The organism is Yoonia sp. GPGPB17 (genome assembly GCF_037892195.1).
Taxonomy (GTDB): domain Bacteria; phylum Pseudomonadota; class Alphaproteobacteria; order Rhodobacterales; family Rhodobacteraceae; genus Yoonia.
On record NZ_JATACI010000002.1, the window covers coordinates 3,671,452 to 3,686,782 of the forward strand.

11 protein-coding genes, 2 tRNA genes and 1 pseudogene are annotated in these 15,331 nt (G+C 53.2%); 7 read left to right on the plus strand and 7 right to left on the minus strand.

The genetic code is table 11. The features are described from left to right. Positions 1-180: 180 nt before the first annotated feature. A tRNA-Cys gene (locus QTO30_RS19370) sits at positions 181-254 on the plus strand. A gap of 258 nt (positions 255-512) precedes the next feature. On the opposite strand, the gene QTO30_RS19375 is transcribed toward QTO30_RS19370, so the two are convergent. Together QTO30_RS19375 and QTO30_RS19380 are read right to left on the minus strand one after the other, a co-directional pair. Continuing rightward, positions 513-1,211, minus strand: coding sequence for an alpha/beta hydrolase family esterase (locus QTO30_RS19375; RefSeq protein ID WP_340425669.1), 699 nt, complete (start codon positions 1,209-1,211; stop codon positions 513-515). A gap of 27 nt (positions 1,212-1,238) precedes the next feature. Further along, the gene (locus QTO30_RS19380; RefSeq protein ID WP_340425671.1) at positions 1,239-2,108 is read right to left on the minus strand and encodes an MBL fold metallo-hydrolase; all 870 of its coding nucleotides are present in this window, start codon (positions 2,106-2,108) and stop codon (positions 1,239-1,241) included. Positions 2,109-2,213: 105 nt separating this feature from the next. Between QTO30_RS19380 and QTO30_RS19385 the strand changes: the two genes are divergently transcribed. Beyond that, complete coding sequence (locus QTO30_RS19385) at positions 2,214-3,116, plus strand: LysR family transcriptional regulator (RefSeq protein ID WP_340425672.1); 903 nt, start codon at positions 2,214-2,216, stop codon at positions 3,114-3,116. A 54-nt stretch (positions 3,117-3,170) separates the two neighbouring features. Here the strand turns inward: QTO30_RS19385 and QTO30_RS19390 are convergent, their stop codons facing one another. From QTO30_RS19390 to QTO30_RS19410, 5 genes and pseudogenes are all read right to left on the minus strand, one after another. After that, positions 3,171-3,578: a hypothetical protein gene (locus tag QTO30_RS19390; RefSeq protein ID WP_340425673.1), complete on the minus strand. Its 408-nt coding sequence runs from the start codon at positions 3,576-3,578 to the stop codon at positions 3,171-3,173. Next, positions 3,578-3,793: a hypothetical protein gene (locus QTO30_RS19395; protein WP_340425674.1), complete on the minus strand. Its 216-nt coding sequence runs from the start codon at positions 3,791-3,793 to the stop codon at positions 3,578-3,580. The genes QTO30_RS19390 and QTO30_RS19395 overlap by 1 nt, the downstream gene beginning before the upstream one ends. Before the next feature lie 441 nt (positions 3,794-4,234). Next, a complete protein-coding gene (locus QTO30_RS19400; RefSeq protein ID WP_340425676.1) occupies positions 4,235-5,035 on the minus strand; it encodes a carotenoid oxygenase family protein in 801 nt (266 codons plus the stop codon). 213 nt (positions 5,036-5,248) lie between these two features. Further along, entirely contained in the window at positions 5,249-6,259 is a 1,011-nt protein-coding gene (locus QTO30_RS19405; RefSeq protein WP_340425677.1) for an NAD-dependent epimerase/dehydratase family protein, read from the minus strand. A gap of 12 nt (positions 6,260-6,271) precedes the next feature. Further along, positions 6,272-7,439 (minus strand): annotated as a pseudogene (locus QTO30_RS19410) (nucleotide sugar dehydrogenase). Between the two features lie 445 nt (positions 7,440-7,884). Here QTO30_RS19410 and QTO30_RS19415 point away from each other — a divergent pair. From QTO30_RS19415 to QTO30_RS19430, 5 genes are all read left to right on the plus strand, one after another. Continuing rightward, positions 7,885-7,974 (plus strand) — tRNA-Ser (locus QTO30_RS19415). A 92-nt stretch (positions 7,975-8,066) separates the two neighbouring features. Next, positions 8,067-8,447, plus strand: a complete 381-nt coding sequence (locus QTO30_RS22155) for a DUF6538 domain-containing protein (protein ID WP_445327166.1) — start codon at positions 8,067-8,069, stop codon at positions 8,445-8,447. Between the two features lie 296 nt (positions 8,448-8,743). After that, positions 8,744-12,970: a CARDB domain-containing protein gene (locus tag QTO30_RS19420; RefSeq protein ID WP_340425678.1), complete on the plus strand. Its 4,227-nt coding sequence runs from the start codon at positions 8,744-8,746 to the stop codon at positions 12,968-12,970. A gap of 19 nt (positions 12,971-12,989) precedes the next feature. Continuing rightward, the gene (locus QTO30_RS19425) at positions 12,990-13,823 is read left to right on the plus strand and encodes a transferrin-binding protein-like solute binding protein (RefSeq protein ID WP_340425679.1); all 834 of its coding nucleotides are present in this window, start codon (positions 12,990-12,992) and stop codon (positions 13,821-13,823) included. A gap of 161 nt (positions 13,824-13,984) precedes the next feature. Next, positions 13,985-15,331 carry a hypothetical protein gene (locus QTO30_RS19430; RefSeq protein ID WP_340425680.1) on the plus strand — a complete coding sequence of 449 codons (1,347 nt, stop codon included), beginning with the start codon at positions 13,985-13,987 and terminating at the stop codon, positions 15,329-15,331.

Sequence of the window (15,331 nt, forward strand, 5' to 3'; positions counted from 1 at the left end):
CTTCCACATCAACGCGTTATCGGCCGACCCGATCACTGCTGGTGATGAGGTTATCGTGAAGGTCGGGGAAAGGAAACGCAGTTTGGAATGTTGGCGCGCAGTTATTGCCGATGTGATATAGACCCAATATGATAAACGCTTGACCTTATCTGGCGTCATCCTTAGGTGACAATGTCAAGAGGCGAGTGGGCAGGTAGGTTATGCAGCGGATTGCAAATCCGTGTAGACCGGTTCGATTCCGGTACTCGCCTCCATTTCTTTCTAAATCAATGGGTTAGTTCTTTTGCTGTCGGGTGTGACACAAAGGGAGACACACCCAATGATGTTATCATCCTACCTTTCCATATCTCGGCACGGGGTCTTCTATTTTCGTTGGCCACTTCCAACTTGCGAGGATGGAACTCGTAGAACTGTACGGATAAGCGTAAAGTACCCTTACACAGCAAGCTGATTGAGCTTGGTTTACTTGATTTTGTCGAAACTCGTAAATCCGGCGAAAGGCTGTTTCCTGACTACAGTTTCAATGTGAACGGCGGGCATCCGTTGGTTTCACGCAAGACCTTGAGGGACGCCCAGACATCGCCTTGCACGACTGCGCCGTCCGAAAAGGAACGCCCCTCCAGTGGTACCTTTCGGTCCGCCCAGCCATGGGTGTAAAAAAGACGCACAGGTGCCCCACACTCTGACGGCAATGTATCCCAAAATGCTCCGGCCAGTGGCGCATATGCCGTGCCAAAGTCTGGCTGATAGCACGCAACGTTCCAGACCATTGACCCTCCGCGCGAGAACCCGGCCAGCAGCACTGGGCCCTCTGAAGCGCCGCTCCGCTGCCGGGCGTCAATAAGCACATCAGTTAGGAATGCGATGTCATCGCGTTCAAAGCTCATGTTATCGGCCCTGACGGACCAGTCTTTGGACCAGCGGTTTTCGGGATGTTCACCGTTTGGGTTTGGCGCGACAAAGACATAGCCTCGCGCGATGGCTTCACCCGCGAGGCCGGAGTTCATCTGACCTTTGCCAGTCCCGCCACCGCCATGCAGATGTATCACAATACCTGTCGGGGTCTCCGTCTCCGGCAGCACCATGTGATAGCTGCCGCCGGTCACGGTGCACGGATCATCAGCAGACCCGCAATCCTGTGCCAGTCCATGCGTCGGCAGCCAGGACGCCGCCAAAAGGATCGCCGCTGTGTGTCTCCATGAATGCGTCATATCGAAGTCCAATCAAAAATGGGGCCATTATCGGAATGCGAACCCCTGCAGCTCCAGAATGCCCTGCGCCATACGATCGGGCCAACGCTCTTTCATCTTCACAACGAGTTCTTCCGGGCCAGCGGATTGTGCGACCATTTCACTGTATTCGCTCAAGTAGTCGATGGCAGCAGTCAGCTCGCCTTGTGAGCTTGGATAGCCATGGCCGACCAAAAGCGATTCAACTTCGAGCTTGCTCTGGAGATCACCGAGGACATTGATCCAGCCAGGACGATCCATACCGGGGAAGAAATAGGCGTTGTTGTAGACAAGGTCCTGCAAAACGGCAGTGCCCAACTCCGGGAATTCGATCACGATCTGTTCCAACGCTTCGGCGTTTTTGTAGTTGTGAATGCGCAGATTGAGGCCGCCGAAACTGGCTTCAGCGTCGTCAAAAGCCTGAACTTCTGCGAGGTTGCTCGGTTTGTCGAATGGTCCATTTGTGATGTTTGCAAGAATGCCTGAGCTGGTGAAGATCGGCAGACCCGCATAAGATGGAATACCGCTGGTGTGATCGGGGTGATCATGGCTCAGCATGACGGCGTCAATAGGTTTGCCAAGGGCTTCGGCAAACGCGCGTGCTTCGGCCGCGTATTTTTGGTCATCGCCGGAATCCACCAGGATTGATCCCGTTGGCCCTTCGATCACCTGGATTGTGACGCGCCCATCATTGTTGGTGACAAATGTGTGCGTGGCGCCTGCAGCCTTCTGAATTGAGATCAGTGTTGCATGCTCAATGGGTTGACGGGTGGTTTGCGCGCTGGCCGTGGTTGATGCGCCAGCCATGGCCGCGGCAGCACTGACAGAGCCAACGCCCGTGGTGGCAATAAAGCGACGTCGTGAAATCGTGGTATTCATCAGGGTTTCTCCAACTCCAATAGGATAATGGTTCGGACGATTGCACCGTGATAAATCTTGCGGTAGTGCAGAATAATAAAATTCACTATTCTGATATTAAGAACAATGATAAGAACCGTTGCCCATCAAACTCTCCGCCGTCTTGCCTATTTTGAAGCGATCGCGCAGGCAGGGTCCATCCGTGGGGCGGCACAACGCCTTGGTCTCTCGGTGCCCGTCTTATCGGCCGCCTTGTCGGAGCTCGAAGATGAGCTCAACGTTACTCTGGCTGTGCGCTCAACCCGAAGCATGGAACTCACCAATGCGGGTGAACAGGTCTATCGCGACGCAAGCCGGATGATAGAAGCGGCGCAATCGGCGCTGTCTCATTCAGATGACGAGCAAGTGCTGACCGGAACTGTGGGCGTAACGCTCCCGGCAGAACTGGCCCTTCATTGGCTGCCAAAGCGCATGTCTACCTACAGCGCGATTTATCCTGAAGTTGAATTGGCCATCGATGCGAATGATCACATGGTGGATCTCGACAACAGCGTGTTCGACATCGCCATACGAACCAACTACGCGCCAAAACGACCCTCCGACAGCGCGAGGGATGAGGCGTTGTTTGGCTGGTTGGACCTTGTGGTTGTCGCACGGGAAGTCCCGGATATCCGTGAGACCGAGAGCGCTTTGGAATTTGCTGTCGACTCTACGTTTATGGTTGGCCCCGGGGGTTCGGGTTCTGTCGCCGGGTATAGGGATGGGTTAAGCAGTCCCATTACACTTCATCCCTATAAACTCATGATGGTCGCCAATCGTGAGGCGGCCATCGCCTTTGCCAAACAAGGCCTTGGATGTGTTCTTGTTACCGAACTGTCCGTCGCGGAAGATTTGGAAACGGGGCGCTTGGTAAGAGTATGCCCCGAAATGACATTCGGAGGTATCGCGCTTCGAACAGTGATGCGTGACAACCTCCCTTCGCCAGCGGCCCGAAGGTTGTGTGATGTACTGTCGGAGCAAGCGACATAAATTGCCGACTTCTGGGCATTTCCTCATGTTGTGGGTCATCTATTGCTGATGAGGTCATGCCGGTCTCGCCCTGCGGGTCAGAATGACCAGCGTTGCGATGGCGAAGAGGTTCGGTCCCAGAAACATGATGAAGGACTGCGCGACGCCGATACCGTCGGTGATAAGGCCTGTTTGAAGACCTGCCACCAGATCCAGCAGGTCCATGACAAGCCAGGTCACAAGCGCGGTGAGGATCGAGGCAAAGGTGCGGAACACCCAGATGCCCAAGATCATCGCCACACCAATCGCAATATAGCGCGCGGCAGAGTTCAGCATGATGAAGTCGCTTGCCCCACCGGTATCGACGCCAAAAGCGATCATCATGCCGTTGCCGTCGACAAAGTTCCAAAGGCTGAAACAGATCGTCCAGAGCGTGAGATAGGCTGGCGCGATGTACCACCAGAAGGGCAAGCGCAGACGCATCAGTTCACCCGGATCAATGGCTGCTGAAGGCCGACAGTGGGTCGGTTCTCAGGGTAGTAGAACCCGGTGCCATCCACATGCTTGCCGCCCATGAAGAGCATGTTTGGTGTATCCTCGCGAACATAGAGGAAGTCATGATCCGCGACGAACTCGCTGCCTTCAACGAACCGTAGCAACGCACAGGGTTTGCCCAGAATGTCACGTGTTTCGCCCACAACAAATGGACCATCCCCGCAGCTCCGGACCGAGAGCAATGCCCGCTATCAGGTAACCAAGCACAGACCCCAGACCCAATCTGGACGCAATCGGCACAGCAATCGCGCCCGCCAAAAATAGGAGGAACGTGATCAGCATGAATTCTGCAGACATTTGATGGCCCCCCTAAATTGGTCGATGGCAAACGCTTGGTGGGAGTACAGGGCACTCAGTTTTTGACCACCGGAGATGGTCTTCGCTACGATCTTCGAACGGATTGAGATATCGAAAGACCCCAAAAAACAATGGAATGTATGTCACATAGACGCGCATGGAATGCGCATCTCGATGGGATTGGTGGTCTCACCTCCATCAGTCAGGCGCTTTTAAGTGTCCCAATCGACGACTGATCGAGAGTATAGCGGTTTTCTCAGGCAGCTAGCGGAATTCAAGTCCAAAGATCAGGTGGGTGCGGGGAGCCAACCGCCGTGCGTGCCGATTGGAACGTATTGATCAGGTATCCAGATGCTAGCAATTGGTTCTTCTTCGAAATTCGCCGCATCCAATATCACCAAACGTGAGCGTTGCAACTTGGTTTGGAAAACAAATCCCATGAGCCAACCCTCGTCTTCCCCCGGCCCAAGCGGCACGAAGGTCATCTCGGACGACATTCCGCCATCAAAGGCTTGGTATTGCGCCTCGCCCGTGTCGAAATCGAGTTTGACAGCGCGATCAAATGACGGATCAAGCGAAGCCTCGACAGTGTAGCCATAGCGATACGCGCGTCCCTCGACGGCTGCGCTGATTTTTGGGAAATCCAATGGAAGCGCAAACATCCGTTCTTCTTTCGCTTCTTTGGCGGAGCCTGACATCGGAAGGACCCATCGCTCAATTGTCGGTTCGGTGTCGCCCAGTGGGCCATACATATCCTTGGCACTGGCCTTTTCGTAGCGGCTGACATCGAGAATGACATCGCCGCCTTCGGTCTCATAGGCGTTCATCGTGTGGTAGGCGTAGCACGGAGCAACATCAAACCAACGGATGTCTTCTGCTTTGCCGCCTTTAGGGATCACTCCAACCCGCGCATCTTTCTTGCCATCCCACTTGATAGGAAGCGTTGTTTTCAAAAGCGCCCAAGCACTAAAGACAACACTAAGATCCAGAATAATGGCGTAGTTCTTGGTGATCGACATGTCGTGAATCTGGGTCATCCCCGACAGCGGCACTGTGATCTGGTTCAGGAGCTTTCCACTCGGGGACACCCGCCCACGGCCGCGCTGGTGAGAAGCTCTTCGAGGGCATGAAGGTTCAATCTGGTGAGATTTTGCAATCAAAGGCCTCGGACAATCATTCAGATTGTGAACGCATGGTATTAAACGCAGTGGGTGCAACGCATTGGGTTGGCGCGGGCAATTCCAGTATCAGACAGAGCGTCTGAAAACGACCGCCTTTGATCTTGGCCGCCATCCGCATCATCAGATATCGTAGTACTGTCGGTACCACCGCACAAAGCTTGCAACCCCGTCTTGTACCGACGTCTTGGGTGCATACCCCGTGAGCTTATTTAGCAAATCAGCATTGGCCCACGTGGCGGGCACATCCCCTGCCTGCATAGGCATATTGTTCCGGATGGCGGTTTTCCCAAGGGCACTTTCGATCGCTGCGATGAAGTCAGTCAGCTGCAACATTTCATTGTTGCCAATGTTGACGACGCGGAATGGCGCGACGGGGGACAGGCTGTCGCCTTCATCGACCTGACCGCCTGCTGGCCGCACAGGGACCGCATCAATTAGTAGTCTGATCGCATGCACCAAGTCTTCGACATAAGTGAAATCGCGCTTCATGTCGCCATTGTTGTAAACGTCGATGGGGTCACCGGCGAGGGTGGCTTTTGTAAACTTAAACAATGCCATGTCAGGTCGCCCCCACGGTCCGTAGACTGTAAAGAAACGAAACATTGTGATCGGTAAATCAAACAAATGAGCATAGCTGTGGGCCATGCTTTCCATCGATTTCTTTGTCGCGGCATAAAACGACATTTGGTGATCGGCGCGATCTGTTTCAGTGTAGGGCATGTCTTCATTGGCACCATAGGCCGACGATGTTGACGCAAGCAGCATATGTCGCGGTGGAAAGGCGCGCGCCGCTTCCAACATTTCAAACGTCCCCACAATATTGCTTTCCAGATAGGCCCTTGGGTTTTCAATGGAGTAGCGCACACCCGCCTGCCCGGCGAGGTGAACGACAACATCGGGTTTTTCCTCGGTGAACAGCGCCATCAACAGACCGGGGTCTTCGACCATTCCATGCACCGAGCGATAGTCATCATAGGCCATCAGTCCCGCTTCGCGTCGTTCTTTCAGGCTGACATCATAGTAGTCAGACAGGCAATCCAGCCCGATCACCCGCCAGCCTTCTTCCAGCAACGTGCGGCACACGAATGAACCGATAAAACCAGCCGCCCCGGTGACAAGAGCAGTATGCATCAAAAGCTCTCCTTAGTCTGCGCCAAACAGGTCGCGGGTGAAAACCTTGTCTTTGACATCATCCAACTCCTGTGTCGCACGATTGGTGACGATCAAGTCCGCCTCTTGCTTAAAGGCTTCGAGATCACGGATCACGCGCGAACCAAAGAATGTATCTTCTTCCATCACAGGTTCAAAAACGATGACCTCCAGCCCTTTGGCTTTCACTCGTTTCATGATGCCCTGGATTGAGGATTGCCTGAAATTGTCACTCCCCGCTTTCATCACCAACCGATAGATGCCAACGACCTTCGGCTGAGCCGCAATAATCCGGTCTGACAAGAAATCCTTGCGCGTCCGGTTCGCATCAACAACGGCACGGATCAGGTTTTGCGGTACTTCCGAGTAATTCGCTAACAGCTGCTTTGTGTCCTTGGGCAGACAGTATCCGCCATAGCCGAAGGAGGGGTTGTTATAGTGGGTGCCTATGCGCGGATCGAGCCCGACCCCTTCAATAATCTGGCGCGAGATCCATGTTTCCGGCCATCGCGTAGCTGTCCAACTCGTTAAAGAAGGCGACCCGCATTGCAAGATAGGTGTTCGCAAAAAGCTTGATGGCCTCGGCCTCATCGGGATCGGTGAACAATACCGCCGGAGCATCCGATATCGCACCCTGCACCAGAAGGTTCGCAAAGACTTCGGCACTGTTTCCGCGATCTCCCACGATAATACGGGATGGGTGCAAATTGTCGTAAAGCGCCCGACCCTCGCGCAAAAACTCTGGTGAGAACATGATACGATCTGTCCCAAGCTCGGCCCGCATGCGCGAGACGAACCCCACCGGAATTGTGGACTTTATTACGGCAACGACAGATGGGTTCGCATCAAGCACGGTCTTGGCGACTGCCTCGACCGAGGAGGTATCGAAGTAGTGCTCAATCGGGTCATAGTCGGTAGGGGTGGCAATGATGGCATAGTCTGCATCGGCGATAGCGTCAGTCAGATCGGTGGTGGCAACAAGATCAAGATCTTTCGTTGTCAGGTATTCTTCCAGTTCGGTGTCCTCGATCGGGCTTTCACGTCTATTGACCATGCCGACCCTTTCATCCGACAGATCTACGGCAACCACGGTGTTGTTTTGCGCAAGCAGAACGGCGTTCGATAGACCAACGTACCCGAGCCCGATAACGATAACTTTCACGCTGCATTCCTATTCTGACCACTTAGTCTCATACTGTACGCGGCATATCCCACAATCAGTCGAATAAACCAAACATGTTTGCAGGCAAGTTGCGTCGTATCGCGTGATGATCGCAGTAAATGGCGCTGGCGGCCCGGGCGGCATTGTCTTGCGGGCTGGCAAAGTAGCCATGCGATGGCAGCGTGGACTGGTCGGATGACTGCCGCAGCCATTTTTTTGGCCTGGGAAATTTCTCCATTGATCGAACACCCCCCGTACCACGTGGCAGATTGCGCAGGGATGCCACCACCTTAGCGGTACGTATCAGCGGAAACACAGTCCCTTCTGCCCCCAATCCGATAATCTGGGTGCACGAAAATCAATGAAAACAAATAGTTGCGTGCTTTGCAAAATTTGCAGAAGAAAACGCTTGTTTCTCTAGGGGTTAGCTCATAGAACCGCCGACGGAGACGTGGCCGAGTGGTCGAAGGCGCTCCCCTGCTAAGGGAGTAGGCGGGAAACTGTCTCGAGGGTTCGAATCCCTTCGTCTCCGCCATCAACCCAAATTAACTATATTTTTCAGAATGATGCTGCAAAATATGGCTTTGACGTTCTTGCTTTGCTACAATAGACTGCTACAGTGACGGGATGAACCCACGTGTGTCCGTACCCAAAATCTTCCTTCGCGGCAATCGCTGGTACGTGCGTGTGCAGGTTCCCAAATCGATGCAGGCAAAACTAAAACGTAAAGAATACTGGGTCTCACTGAAAACCTCTGATCGTTCTGAGGCACTTCAACGCGCGACTTTTGCAACCCAAAAGAAGCGCCGAGAGATCGCAGCAGTGTTCCGAAGGCTATCCGACATCCGGCGGACACTACACGAACTCACGCCTGACCAGCAGACTGCTTTGGGCCGTGAAGCCTATGCAAGACACGTCGCAGGACGGGCTGACCTTATCCGATCTTCATTCCGCCTCCTTCTCAAAACTCATCGCCTATCTACTGATTGGCAGCATCGGTATGGATAGTGGTTTTTGAGAAACTCAACGCCTGTGGATTCCAGGCCGGTTGGGCAGACCTAATGAGATGCTCGAAAACAACCGTTTGTGCAAATTATTATCCTTGACAGGACGGACCCCACCGAAGCGTGATGCCCAGAAAAGCAGCTAGCTCGATAAGTGACTTTCAAAACGACTATGCGAAGTTGAAACACCCGCAAGAGTTGACACAGACTCGCCAATAAGTTCATGTATCGAGTCCAAACGTGGTAGTGGGAGAAACCGTAAACCAGTTTCGCGTGGGGTAAATGTTGAATGGGTAATGGATGATTAGTAACAACGCGCAAGTTGAATTTGGGGTGCTTCTAGCAAGAGCCGCCTATGGTGGGTCGAGGCTTCGAGACTCCGACTCTGAAGTTAATCCAGACCAATGGCTGGACCCAACCGATGATGGCAATCTCCGGTATGGTGACAACTATCGTGGCTTTCTTCAAAGCGTCGATAGCGATGTTGTAGTCCTCACCGACGACAATCTGGGAAATGCCTTCGAGAATAATGGATCAGCAGAGTTCACTTCCGGTGGGCTTTATGTTTCCCGTTTAGGTCTCTTCGAAGTGAATGGAGCAGAAGCTCTGCTTGTCCGCACGACCATCGACGGTAAGGATACTGTGGCACTATCGCTCAGAGGCTCCGATGGAGCAGATGCCGCGACTGGACAGACATTCTTCGGCGGCTCAGCAGCAGGCTATTACACAAATCTGCAACCCGTCGTGGATGCTGCACTGCAGTACATAGTCGCGAACGACATCGAGAATTTCACTGTGTCAGGACAGAGCTTAGGCGGCACGATGGTGGATATCTTTATGTTGACAGATGCCCAAAGATTCGAGGCAGTAGATGGGCTTGAGATTACAGCGGTTTCTATTGGCTCTGCTGGAGTTCCACCAGGTTTAGCCGGTGAACTTAGTCTAAATAACTATGCTTCAATAACTACTCTTCCTGTGGTGGGAGAACAGATTTTAGCAGTCAATTACCCAGACTATTACTTCAACTTGGCCCACTCTGAAGATAGCGTTCGCTACCCCACACTCGAAGATGGAATAGGGGCAAATGACGCCTTGAGGCTGAATCTGCACGACATTGGTGAACTGCAGATCAACTTACCCAATATTTTGAATGAAGACGATCAAGGCTCCTCCACTTTCGGAGCGGAACACAACGTTGATCTGTACTGGGCAAATTTTCAGGCGTATTTAAACGACCCGCTTCAAAGACTCCACGTTTCACAAAATGTGATCATGGGAGTTGCAGACTACACGAGAACTACTGAACTCGACGGAACTGCAATCAATCTGTTCACGGTATACACTGATGGGACGGGCGTTGATAACGACAATGACGAAGGGTCAAGGGCGCTTCTAGGTAGTGACTTGTCCGACTACATCCTGGGCCTTAGCGGAAACGACACGTTGATTGGCCTGAATGGGAATGACCTGCTGAGCGGCGGGGCGGGCAATGACATCTTGGATGGTAGGGGCGGCCGAGACACGTTGTACGGCGGTCTAGGTAACGACATATTGCGGGGCGGGCTTGACACAGACACCGCGGTTTTCGTCTCAGATACAAATGGCATTACTTCAATCTTTCGAAGCTCTGATGGTGTTGTCGTTCAATCGGTGGACGAAGGAATGGACACTCTCGCAAACGATGTTGAGCGAATAACCTTCGGCGACCGCACTCAAACTGTTGATCAATGGATTACGGAACTCAACCCTATCACCCCTCCCAACGATCCACCCCAAGACGATGATGACCCGAACGCGGGTGGTAGCGGCACGGGTGGAAACCCTCCGCCAACTGGTGACGTACCTCAAGGCACTATCAACTACGGCCTGTCCGTCGAACGGAACAGCATCTCCATCGTCTATGGCGAGTCCGTCCCCTTGATAGATATCTACCCGACAAGCGGATGGACCGACAACGATGGGGTCTATGATGTCACCTATTTCGCCATCCAGGATCGCACGATTGGCGGTGGTTACCTGACGAAGGATGGGCAGATCATTGCGTCGGGCCAGGTCTTTGAAGACAGCATCGCGAATATTGGTCGCTACGAATTTGTAGCCGCGTCGCAGGATGCTGTTGATGAGATCGGCTTCAATATCATTCAGGCGGACGGGGATTTTAGCCCCTCCTTTGCAAGCGGGCTTGGTGCCACGGTCACCAGCATTGCGCCCAGCAACGGAGGTGGGAGTTCAGGTGGTGGGGGCGTTGGGGACAATCCTGATACCGATCCGACAACTGGCGGTAGGGCTGACCTCGTACCAACACTGAAAGAAGTCAGTTCCAGCACTGGTGCGTTCTTACCTGGCAGCGTTCTTACAGTCCGATTTGATGTCAACAATGTCGGCCAGCAATCTGCGCTTGGGACGACAACCGGGGTGTATTTGTCCCGTGACCAAATCTTCGACTCAAGCGACATACTGATTGGAACCGATCAGCCTGGCACATTGACCCCTGGTGAAGATGATGCGGGACGAGTGGAGTACACGCTACCAAGCAACCTTTCTGGAAGTTACTACGTCGGCGTGGTTGCGGACTACAATGGGCGCTGGACAGAAAATGACGAAACCAACAACACAGCTATCGGTACTCTGGATATTGGTTCTGCGCCGTCCAACCTAGCCAATCTGCGTTTCATCCAGCCCTTTGCGACGAAGACACAGTTGGTTTTCGGGGAAAGCTTTGAGATCGACTACCTGATTGAGAATATAGGGGGCGCAGTCTCGGCCCGATCCGATGTGACATTCTACCTGTCCACAAACAGCCGGATTGATGAGGATGTAGATATCCAGTTGGCCAACGAGTTCTATGGCCGGAACCGAAACGGCGTCCAGGAAGGGATTTCACCAGGAAGGGTGGACTCCGAAAGCCAGCAGCTAACAATTGCCAGCGCGATGGTCCAAGAATTGAGGGGGTCAACTGACCCGACAAACCTCTACATACTTGCGCTGATCGACGAGGATGTCCGTGGACTTGAGTCGGACAGGTCGGACAATCTGCTGGAGATACGACTGACCGTTGCAGAGACAGAGGCAGAGTGGATCGGATACACGGACAACCGCGCCAGCAACTTCTCAATTTCGACGGATAGAATTGAAGGTGGTGACAGGTTTGCGTTTTCAGGCATCATAGGAAACTACGGAACAATCGATACCCCATTTTTCAACAAGATCGCTGACGTTGTATTCCGAAGTGTCACAGACAACACCGAGACTATACTCGGAGCCGCGTTTTCGGACTTTGAGGAGCAGTACAAGCGTCGGGAGGACTACTTTGTAACGGGTTCAAGCACTTTCACAGACGGCGCGGTCCTGCCAGGATACTACGATGTCTTCTTTCGTGTCAGAAGTGATGCGTCTGAGCCCAGTGATCGTTTGGCAGATAATGACAGCAACAGCGTTCGAGTGTTTATCGGTACAGAAGAACAAAAGCGCCTGTATGACTCAATTGATCTGGTAGTGGACAACCCGACATTCACGGTGGAAGGCGACGACAAGATTTCGATCAGTGGATCAATTCAGAATAGTGGTGGCCAGGCAGTCCCGGAAGGGGCGACGCTGGCCGTATATTTGGTGCAAGAAGATGGCGGGGCTGACAGTCTGCTTATCAACACGTTTGCCCTACCTGAAATTCCATCATCCTTTGTGGACGATGGTTCTGACATCTTCACGTTTGCCATTTCCGAACTCCAACTCCCTTATTTGGCTGAAGGCGAATACAGGGTTGCGGTACTGGCCGACTTGTTCTCTGTGGTTGATGATGACGACCGGTCGAACAACTATACGGTTTCCGCCGAAAGCTTCGTCTCAGATGGTATTCTGGTCTACGAAGGGTCTGATCTTGATGACTCCGTTTTGGGGGGCGACAGAGACGATGAGTTGAATGGTGGTGACGGAAACGATTTCCTGAACGCAGGGACCGGCAACGATAATTCATTTGGTGCGGCAGGCAACGACGAGATCATCGATCCGTTCGGTGATGACCTGCTAAACGGTGGGACGCAGGATGACGTGGTCGTGGCGCTGTCAGGTACTAACACACTGCAAGGCGAAAGTGGTGTTGACGTTCTCATAGGTGGCGTCGGCGACGATGATATCTCTGGTGGTGCGGAGAACGACGTTCTCGTTGGTGATATCAGTGACTTCATCTTTGGTAACGACCTGCTCGACGGTGGAACTGGAAACGATCTGCTACAAGGTGGGCTTGGTGCCGACACGTTCGTTTTCCGTCCCGATGACGGCACTGACACAATCGCACAGGTTCTAATCGATTACGACGACCCTGGATCAAGCCAGATCGTCGGACCTGACTTCCAATCAGGTATTGATACTATTGATGTGACCAGCTTCGGGTTCTCTTCGGCCAACGAGGCGTTTGACCTTGTCATTGATCTCAATGGTCACGCCACATGGGAGTATTCGGGTACCACGGTGATATTTCATGAGCTTACAACCAATGATCTTTCGCCCGATGACTTCGCGTTCATTTGAGTTTGCAGTGATGAAATTCATGAAACTACATCTTTCTTCCTTAACAGTCATTGCCCTATCGGCTTGTGGTGATGGAGGCAGCGGTGACAGTGATGAGGGTAGCCCTGACAGCGATCCAGTAACATATGTCCAGATTTTCGATGCGACCTCGACCGAAACCAGCGAACTATCAGGGCATGAGTTGCCCTCGGGAAGCACAACCCTGGGACTGTTGGCTGGAACTCTGGACCGATCCGCTGATCGCGCGACAGTTGGTGCATTGTCGGGTGACATCAATGCTCTTCGAACACAGATCGATCTCGACGGCGGGGGCATCATCACACTCGACGAGTTATCAACCGCTTATGTCACCACGTTCACATCTCAACCTAATGCGGGAATACCATCAATCGGAGTTATTGGTATACCGACCGCCGCCGGTGACATGCCAACAACTGGCACGGTCACACTCTATGCCGACTCGGCGGGAAGCAGCATCCAGATAATCGATGGTTCTGCCGTATATGACCTGACCGGGGCGGTGAGTGCAGAAGTTGTCTTCAACAGCAACGATGTCGATCTGGTTTTTGAGAATCTCAATGGTACGAGATCGACAGGTGTAGCCGCACCGCAACCCGTGTCAGATGTTGCAACAATTACAATCGACGATGCATCGATAGCTGGAAGCGTCTTCACGGGCGGCACAGCCACCTTTGCTAGTACCGAAATTACCTCGACGCTCAGTGGGACACAGACAGTTCAGACATCTGGCGGTTTTTTTGGGCCTGAAGCGGATGAAATCGGAGGTGTTTTCATCATCGATGATACAACGGGAGCGACGTTGCTGATTCAGGGAACCTTCATCGTAGACTGAGGCCAATCGAAAACGACCGTTTTCAATAGGCAGCCTCGCAGGGTCCGAAACGCTTGACTCGAATAACATCATCACCTCCAGTACTGCTGGAGGTTGAAAGAACGACCTCCGTTACCTGCGATACTTCTCGTGTGGCGATCACCCTCGCCAAGCAAAGGCTTATGACGGCCAGCTTCGACTACTTCGATCTACGGTATCCACATGAAGGGTTGAAGGGCGGTTTCAACTACAAAACTGTGCCACACATCACGCTGAAGTCCATTGCCAATAATCCGGACATCGACACGATCTACGAAGAAGATCAGCACAGGGTTGTGGCGGCTCTGGATGACTTGAATACCGCTCTTATGGCGAGCCCTCCTAACGCGCTGAAACCAAAACAAGGAGTGCGCAAGGGCAAGAAGGTTAACTTCAAAGACGGGGAAGCCTTGGATGAATGGGAGGTGCCATTTGATTGGCCGGAGGACTGGCCGGAGGGTGCTCGCAAGGCTTTCGACGCGTTCCATTCTGCCCGGCGAGCCATGCAAGCCCGGATGGACCAATCCATCGCAGATCACGCCGACCAAGAAACGCTCTATGATCAACCTCAAATCGACAAAACCAAGTTGCGGGTCACCGGCAAGTTCACTGTTGAGGCAGTGCCCGCTCCAGTAGTCATGGGGCTGGACGACGATGCGCTACCAGTAGGCGAACCCGATGACAGCCTCGCCCGGTCCGGCGCAACCTCCCGCCAATCCATGTGGCGTGACGAGCTATTGAAGACCGGCATTCGCGGCAAAAACAAGCAGATGATGGAGTTTGCCGATCTTGAGGTGATCCCCGGCTTAAAGAACCTCCATGCAAGCGGCTCGCTCGCTGAAAGCGGAGATCGCGTTGTGGTCAGCTTTGGCCCAGAACACGCCGCGCTAGAACAGAGACAGGTCGAGATGGCCTTGCGAGAGGCGGAAAAGCTGCGCCCAGCGCCTAAGGTCATCGTCTTCTGTGCATTCACCTTCGACCCGGAGGCCGCGAAGGACATTGATGAGTTGGAATGGCCGGGTGTGACGCTGCTGAAAGCGCAGATGAACACTGACCTGCTCACCGACGATCTGAAGAAGAAACGGTCTAGCAACCAGAGCTTCTGGCTGATGGGCCAGCCCGATGTCGATGTGCGCAAGCGCGACGACGGGAAATGGGAGGTCGAGGTCAACGGTTTCGATTACTTCAATACCAAGACCGGTGAACTTGACAGCGGCGGCAAGAGTAAGATCGCCATGTGGTCGTTGGATACGGACTACAACGAGCGCTCGCTGTTCCCGCATCAGGTTTTCTTCCCGATGGCCGGGGCGAAAGATGGGTGGAACCGACTAAAGGCGACGATCCGAGCGGAGCTGGAAGAAGATTTACTCGACCAATTTCATGGAACTGTATCGCTGCCGTTCGAGGTCGGAGATCACAACAAAGTTGCGGTGAAGATCGTAGACGACAGAGGCATCGAAAGCCTGAAGATCGTCGAGTTGGACGCCTGA

Excerpts from the sequence above, each read along its gene's own strand:
- QTO30_RS19375 (WP_340425669.1), bottom strand. The coding sequence starts at position 1,211 with ATGACGCATTCATGGAGACACACAGCGGCGATCCTTTTGGCGGCGTCC.
- QTO30_RS19380 (WP_340425671.1), bottom strand. The coding sequence starts at position 2,108 with ATGAATACCACGATTTCACGACGTCGCTTTATTGCCACCACGGGCGTT.
- QTO30_RS19385 (WP_340425672.1), top strand. The coding sequence starts at position 2,214 with ATGATAAGAACCGTTGCCCATCAAACTCTCCGCCGTCTTGCCTATTTT.
- QTO30_RS19390 (WP_340425673.1), bottom strand. The coding sequence starts at position 3,578 with ATGCGTCTGCGCTTGCCCTTCTGGTGGTACATCGCGCCAGCCTATCTC.
- QTO30_RS19405 (WP_340425677.1), bottom strand. The coding sequence starts at position 6,259 with ATGCATACTGCTCTTGTCACCGGGGCGGCTGGTTTTATCGGTTCATTC.
- QTO30_RS22155 (WP_445327166.1), top strand. The coding sequence starts at position 8,067 with ATGAACCCACGTGTGTCCGTACCCAAAATCTTCCTTCGCGGCAATCGC.
- QTO30_RS19420 (WP_340425678.1), top strand. The coding sequence starts at position 8,744 with ATGATTAGTAACAACGCGCAAGTTGAATTTGGGGTGCTTCTAGCAAGA.
- QTO30_RS19425 (WP_340425679.1), top strand. The coding sequence starts at position 12,990 with ATGAAACTACATCTTTCTTCCTTAACAGTCATTGCCCTATCGGCTTGT.
- QTO30_RS19430 (WP_340425680.1), top strand. The coding sequence starts at position 13,985 with ATGACGGCCAGCTTCGACTACTTCGATCTACGGTATCCACATGAAGGG.